At 36.9% G+C, this 7,136-nt stretch carries 7 protein-coding genes; 4 read left to right on the top strand and 3 right to left on the bottom strand.

Annotated features, from left to right (window positions below):
* A partial coding sequence (locus ACH2CJ_RS06550; RefSeq protein WP_394991455.1) for a PQQ-dependent sugar dehydrogenase occupies nucleotides 1-1,013 on the bottom strand: 1,013 nt, incomplete at its 3' end.
* A gap of 91 nt (nucleotides 1,014-1,104) precedes the next feature.
* Here ACH2CJ_RS06550 and uvrB point away from each other — a divergent pair.
* Nucleotides 1,105-3,129: an excinuclease ABC subunit UvrB gene (gene uvrB, locus ACH2CJ_RS06545; RefSeq protein ID WP_394991454.1), complete on the top strand. Its 2,025-nt coding sequence runs from the start codon at nucleotides 1,105-1,107 to the stop codon at nucleotides 3,127-3,129.
* A 49-nt stretch (nucleotides 3,130-3,178) separates the two neighbouring features.
* On the opposite strand, the gene ACH2CJ_RS06540 is transcribed toward uvrB, so the two are convergent.
* Both ACH2CJ_RS06540 and mutY read right to left on the bottom strand, forming a co-directional pair.
* Nucleotides 3,179-3,643 (bottom strand): single-stranded DNA-binding protein, encoded by a 465-nt coding sequence (locus ACH2CJ_RS06540; RefSeq protein WP_394991453.1) that lies wholly within the window; start codon nucleotides 3,641-3,643, stop codon nucleotides 3,179-3,181.
* Nucleotides 3,644-3,729: 86 nt separating this feature from the next.
* Entirely contained in the window at nucleotides 3,730-4,788 is a 1,059-nt protein-coding gene (gene mutY, locus ACH2CJ_RS06535; protein ID WP_394991452.1) for an A/G-specific adenine glycosylase, read from the bottom strand.
* Between the two features lie 301 nt (nucleotides 4,789-5,089).
* Here mutY and ACH2CJ_RS06530 point away from each other — a divergent pair, with 301 nt between their 5' ends.
* The 3 genes from ACH2CJ_RS06530 to ACH2CJ_RS06520 form a co-directional block, all read left to right on the top strand.
* On the top strand, nucleotides 5,090-5,374 hold the full coding sequence (locus ACH2CJ_RS06530) for an HU family DNA-binding protein (RefSeq protein WP_394991451.1): 285 nt from the start codon (nucleotides 5,090-5,092) through the stop codon (nucleotides 5,372-5,374).
* A gap of 84 nt (nucleotides 5,375-5,458) precedes the next feature.
* Nucleotides 5,459-6,298, top strand: coding sequence for a tetratricopeptide repeat protein (locus ACH2CJ_RS06525; protein WP_394991450.1), 840 nt, complete (start codon nucleotides 5,459-5,461; stop codon nucleotides 6,296-6,298).
* 299 nt (nucleotides 6,299-6,597) lie between these two features.
* Nucleotides 6,598-7,136 (top strand): ribonuclease E/G (locus tag ACH2CJ_RS06520; RefSeq protein ID WP_394991449.1); only part of this gene is annotated, 539 nt, incomplete at its 3' end.

The following is a 7,136-nucleotide window of genomic DNA, read 5'->3' as shown; positions in this document are numbered from 1 at the left end:
ATCGGACTTCCTGCTGTTGGATTATCCGCAGGAATTGTTCCATCTAAATTGATTCGTAAAATCTTACCATTAATAGAATTATTGTCTTGAGGTGTATTTGTATTAGCAGCATCGCCAGTTGTAATAAACAATTTTAATTCGGGCGTAATGACCAATCTACTTCCATTATGAACACTTGCACCTGCGATATTGTCTAATAGAATAAGTGGATTGATAAGCGTTGAACCATTATAAGTATATCTCACCACTTTTTCTTTTACATTGGAAGTTGTACCATAATTATAGACAATATATACATAAGGATTATTTGCAAAATCAGGATGAAGTACCATTCCCAATAAGCCCCCTTCATTATCATTTAGCACTTCACCAATTATTGTCAAAAGCTCTATCTTTTGTCCTGTTTGAGGGTTTATTCTGCTGATTTTACCAATTTTTTCAGTTATCCAAATAAAATCATCGGGTCCCCACAAAATTTCCCACGGCACACTCAAGTTAGTGTTTACAACATCACGGGTTTGAAGTTCACCGCATTGTCCTGTAAAAGCCTTAAAAACACTTCCAGATTTTGCTTCAAAACCTGCATTGAGTTCAACGATTTTTTGTGCTTTGAACTGCACGCTTGCATCGGAATTTACCAAATTTGTTCCTGTAATTTTATTAGTTGCTTCGTAGCGATAACCTACGTTTGAAATAGGAACATTTACATCAATGTTTTCATAACACGGTGAAGAAGTCAAACCAACTTGAATCAAGACTAAATTTGAAGCAGCACTTGTTTGGTTTGATTCTGTGCAAGTTGCCGAAATTTTGGTACTTTGCTTAGGAGAAACGTTTACATTTGTGCCTGTTTGTCCGTCAGACCAAGTAATAATTCCATTACAGCCAGAAGCTGTAAGCGTGGCACTTTGTCCATAATTAATAAATACACTCGATGGTGCAACAACTGGCGGCGATGGTTGGGCAAAAGCGAAGGAGCTTATCCCAACGAGGATTAGTAGAAGATTTTTCATGGCTTATTTTTTTTAATCAAATATACGAAACTCTCTTAATAAAAGTTTTGTTTTCTTAGGATGAATTATTCCAAATTAGGCCTCCAAAATCATGAAATATAGACTCGTATCCGACTACCAACCTACTGGTGACCAGCCACAGGCAATTGCCAAACTCGTTGAAGGAATTAATAAAGGAGAGCAATCGCAAGTTTTGTTGGGTGTAACGGGTTCTGGAAAAACTTTTACGATTGCTAATATGATTGCTCAACTCGACCGTCCTGTGTTGATTCTAAGTCATAATAAAACCCTTGCAGCCCAACTTTATGGAGAATTTAAAAGTTTTTTTCCTGAAAATGCCGTTGAATATTTCATTTCGTACTACGATTATTACCAGCCCGAAGCCTATATTGCCACTACCAATACCTATATTGAAAAAGACCTTCAAATCAATGAGGAAATTGATAAACTTCGCCTTTCAACGGTTTCGTCTTTAATGTCGGGCAGACGAGACGTGATTGTCATTGCTTCCGTTTCATGTATTTATGGGGCAGGAAATCCAACAGAAATGAAGCGAAGTATTATTCAAGTAGCTGTTGGACAAATGATTAGTCGAAATCAATTTCTTTTTCGTTTAGTTGAAATCTTGTATTCTCGCACCGAAGCTGAGTTTATGCGTGGAAATTTTCGTGTAAAAGGCGATACGGTAGATTTGTACCCAAGTTATGCCGACTTTGCTTTTCGATTCATTTTCTTTGGTGATGAAATTGAAGAAATTCAACGTATAGACCCAAATAATGGTAAAAAACTATCTTCTGAAACTCAAATTGCTATTTTTCCTGCTAATTTATTTGTTACAGGTCGAGATGTAATGGCAAATGCGATGCACCAAATTCAAGATGAATTGGTAAAACAAATAAAATATTTTGAGTCGGATGGTAGGCTAATGGAATCTGAAAGAATAAAAGAACGAACAGAGTTTGACTTAGAAATGATGCGAGAGTTGGGATACTGCTCAGGCATCGAAAACTATTCAAGATATTTTGATAATCGTGAGCCGGGACAAAGACCTTTTTGCTTATTAGACTATTTTCCAGAAGATTTTCTAATGATTGTCGATGAAAGTCATGCTTCGATGCCACAGATTCGAGCCATGTGGGGAGGCGATCGTTCTCGTAAAGAATCATTGGTAGAATATGGTTTTCGATTACCGTCAGCAATGGATAATCGACCATTAAAATTTCAAGAGTTTGAAGAAATGGTTGGGCAAACTGTTTTTGTTAGTGCTACTCCTGCCGATTACGAAGTTCGTTTGACCGATGGCGTAGTTATTGAGCAAGTGATTCGTCCAACTGGTTTGCTCGACCCAGAAATTGAGGTCAGACCGAGTATTAACCAAATTGATGATTTATTGGAAGAAATCCATCTTAGAGTGGAGCGTAAAGAAAGGGTTTTAATTACGACTTTGACGAAGCGAATGGCGGAGGAATTGAGCAAATATTTAGACAAAGTTGGCATCAAAGGTCGCTATATTCACTCCGAAGTTAAAACTCTTGACCGTGTAGAAATCTTGCGTGAGCTACGTCTGGGCGTGTTTGATGTACTTGTAGGTGTAAATTTATTGCGTGAAGGTTTAGATTTACCCGAAGTTTCGCTGGTAGCGATTATGGATGCCGACAAAGAAGGTTTTTTACGTGATATTCGTTCACTAATTCAGACAATTGGGCGTGCAGCTCGTAACGAGAATGGTAAGGTTTTAATGTATGCTGATAGAATTACAGGTTCGATGGAAAAGGCAATCGACGAAACCAACCGTCGCCGAGCGATTCAGATGCAATACAATACTGATAATGGTATTACGCCAAAAACCATTTTCAAATCGAGAGAAGCAATTATGGAACAAACTTCTATAGCTGATAGAAAAGTAACAACAAAGATGTACTACAATGAGCCTGAGCAGCTACAAATTGCTGCCGACCCAATAGTTGGCTACATGACTAAGCCACAATTAGAAAAACTGATAGTAGAAAGTCAACGAAAAATGGAGCGTGCCGCCAAAGATTTAGACTTTTTGGAAGCAGCACGTTTCCGTGATGAAGTAACGCAATTGAAAGAAAGAGTGAAACGATTATCATAAAAATAGGGGTTCAAATAGGTAATATTTTACATTTTGAACCCCATTTTTGCTAAAACGGTAAGTCATCGCTACCATTACCTGCCATTTCAACAGGCGGAGGTGTTGGTACAGGTGCTGCTTTTGGTACATAATTATTACTACTCGATGATTGTGCCGCATCGTTATCATCGGTGCCAGTAGGGCCCCTTCCACCAACCAATTGCATCGAATTTCCACGAATTTTCACCATGCTACGCTCAACACCCTCTTTATCTGTCCACTTTTCGGTACGAATTTTTCCTTCGATATAAGCCATATCCCCTTTTTTGAGGTATTGTTCCGCAATATTTGCTAAACCTTCCCACAATTCAATGCGATGCCATTCGGTTTGTTCTACTTTTACGCCTTCTTTATTATTATAACTTTCAGAAGTAGCAATACTAAAAGTTACTACTTTTCCACCACTTGGAAGCGTTCTTACTTCGGGGTCAGAACCTAATCGTCCTAACAAAATTACTTTATTTACACCAGCCATTTTTTTTATAATTGTTTTTAGGTTTCATTGTTGTCCAAGTAAATTTAATATTTTTTTAGCAGATAAACAATGAATAAAATGCTATTTTAAGGTAAAAATTTCAAACCTTTAAAATACTTTTCAATCAAAATCGGTTTAGGTAAATTCTCAATTTCTTCTACTGTATAGAAATGATATTTTTCTGGCAAAAGCAATTCATCATTTAATATAATATGCCAAAACTTTGCCTCAATGCGTTGATGAGTCAGAATATGCTTGAAATTTTCTGAGACAGCCTTAACAATAGATTTAGACAAAACTTGCTGCAAAAAAGTGTCTTCAATTTCATCCAATTCTATTGTTTTTTCCTTACTTTCGAGCAAATAAAAATCACAAAGTCCCGACCAAATATCTCCACCGTCTCGCTGACGCATCAAAAACTGATTGTTTTTTTCAATGACAAAATAATTAAGAAAGCGATTTTTTACTTTTACTTTCTTCGATTTCACTGGTAAAGATGTCTGTTTTCCTGTAGCATTTGCCGCACAATCATAATGAAACACACAAAACATACACGCAGGATTTGACGGCACACAGTACATGGCTCCAAATTCCATAATCGCCTGATTATAAGTATTAGGGCTTGAATCTGAAATAAGGGTATTGGCTAAATTACCAAAAACTTTCTTTGCTTCATGGCTCGATATATCAGTTTCTATACCAAAAACTCTTGCCAAAACTCGATAAACGTTCCCATCAACTACAGCAACTTTTTCGTTAAATGCAAACGAAGCAATTGCCGCCGCCGTATAAGGACCAATTCCTTTTAGTTTCAGCAAACCATCATAGGTATTCGGAAAAATACCATCAAAATCGGTGATAATAATTTTTGCCGTTTGGTGCATATTTCTTGCTCGTGAATAATAACCTAAGCCCTGCCAAAGTCTTAAAACATCTTTTTCGTCGGCAGCGGCAAGTGCTTGAATTGTTGGATATTGCTCCACAAATTTTTCGTAATAAGGCAAGCCCTGTGCTACACGAGTTTGTTGTAAAATAATTTCCGACAACCAAATTCGGTATGGGTCTTGGGTATTTCGCCACGGCAAGTCTCGTTTGTTAGGGCAATACCACTTAATTAATTTTTCAGAAAACGTATCCCTTTCCAATTTTTATCGAAGTTTAACTACTGATTATATCAATTTAATTTGCTAAAAAACCACATTTCACTATCAAATATCATGTAACTCATTTATTATTAAGCAATTACAAAAAAAAATGTTTGAATCTTTTTGGCAAAATCTCTTTTTAACCCCTATCTTTGCAAACCCAAAAGTAAATCAAAGAGTTTGTGGTATTGAATGGGTGTTCCTAAATATTTTTTGAATTAAAAGTTTTGATTCAAAAAATACAAACTGCTACTTAATATTTTCGTGAAAGCAAATTAATAACTTAAAATTTTTTTTTACCGTGACTAAAGCAGAAGTAATCGTCGCAATTGCCGACAAAACAGGTGTGGACAAAGCAAGCGTATCAACAACCCTTGAAGCATTTTTCGACACAGTGAAAGAATCATTGACACAAGGAGATGCCGTTTATGTGAGAGGTTTTGGAAGTTTCGTAAATAAACACAGAGCGGCCAAAAAAGCTCGTAATATTTCCGCAAAAACTACCGTAATGGTTCCTGCTCATTCAGTTCCTGGCTTTAAACCAGCTAAAGAATTTACTGACCAAGTGAAATCATCTGTAAAATAATCTTGACTGATTGTGGCTCTAATTTGATAAATCATGGGCGGGGTTTTATCCTGCCCACGATACTATCCACAATTCTAAAAAAACATGAAACGACACTTCATTATTCTGATTGTCTTAGCGGTAGCCCTCACGGGCTTTCTTTATTCTCGCCCAAAAGTAGTCGTAAAAGACGAAGCCAAAGCCAATCGAGATAAAGTTGCTGAAACAAAACCAAGTACCAAAGACAACGACGACCATCAAGAAAGTTCGCAAGCCCCAAAACTTTCAGTTGAGCAACAAAAACAAATCAATGATTTGAAACAGAAATTGGCATCGACAACAAGTTCTGGAGCCGACAAAAAAAACTTGTATGCTCAAGTTGCCCAAGTTTTTGCAACAGCCAATCGCTTTGATAGTGCGGCAATTTATGCCGAAAAAGTAGCAATCATAGACCCAAGTGCCGAAAACTGGATGCAGGCTGGTGATACTTACTATCAAGCATTTACGTTATCAATTCGTCAGGAAAACGTAGCACTCTATGCCGAAAAAACTCGTGCGTGTTATCAAAAAGTTTTGGAGAAAAATCCACGACAATTACAAGCAAAAACCAATTTGGCGATGACTTATGTGCAGTCAGACTCGCCAATGCAGGCAATTATGATGTTGCGTGAAGTGATTACAGAAGAGCCAAATTTTGAACCGGCTCTAATGAATTTAGGCGTGCTTTCAATGCAATCCAATCAATATGCTAAAGCAGCTGACCGCTTTAAGCAAGTAATTCGTTTAAATCCTACTAATTTAAACGCACAATTGGGTTTAGGTTATAGTTTGATAGAATTGGGTGAAAAAGTACAGGCCAAAATAATCTTTGAAGACCTTAAAAAGAGAGTAAAAGACCCAACTTTAGCAGAAGAAGTAAACAAGGCTTTGGAGAGTTTAAAATAATTCAGTACCTTTGCGGTTCGATAAAAAATACCATTCCTGTAATAAGGAGTTTTTGAAAAGAAAATAAATTTTAAAATAATCCTTCGGGAAAGCTAATCATTTACTATCATGCCTTGCGGAAAGAAAAGAAAAGGACACAAGATGTCAACGCACAAAAGAAAGAAGCGTCTTAGAAAGAATCGTCACAAGAAAAAGTAATTTTTCTTAGGGTTGATAGTCATGTAAAAATACAAGTCTATCAACCTGCCTTTTTATTGTAACCTAATCAAATAACTAAACCCATCGATTCTACCTCAACTTTGAGCAACGAATTATATATCAGTACCACACAGAAAGGTGATAGAATAGCCCTTGTTCAAGACAAGAGACTAATCGAATATCACTTTGACGAGACGGAACACCAGTTCTCCGTCGGAGATATCTATTTGGGGGTAGTCAAGAAAGTTGTGCAAGGAAACAATGCCGCTTTTGTTGATGTTGGCTATGATAAAGATGGATTTCTGCACTACAACGAAATTATTTCGTACAATTCTCTCAATAAATTTGTAAAAGACGTTATTGCCAAACGCCCGGTGAATCTCCGCTTGAAAGGTTTTCAATTGGAACAAGACATCGAAAAATTTGGTAAAATCAACGATGTTATTGCAAAAAATACACCTGTTTTAGTGCAGGTTGTAAAAGAACCCATTTCTACAAAAGGCCCGAGACTTTCTTGCGATATTTCTATTGCAGGACGTAACGTTGTTTTAGTGCCTTTTGGCAATTCGGTCAATATTTCTAAGAAAATCACGAATAAACAAGAGCGTCAGCGATTACACAAAATGGTGTCGTCGGTGAA

The sequence above is a fragment of the Emticicia sp. genome, assembly GCF_043780375.1.
GTDB lineage: Bacteria > Bacteroidota > Bacteroidia > Cytophagales > Spirosomataceae > Emticicia.
This window is presented reverse-complemented; position numbering and strand designations above follow the sequence as displayed.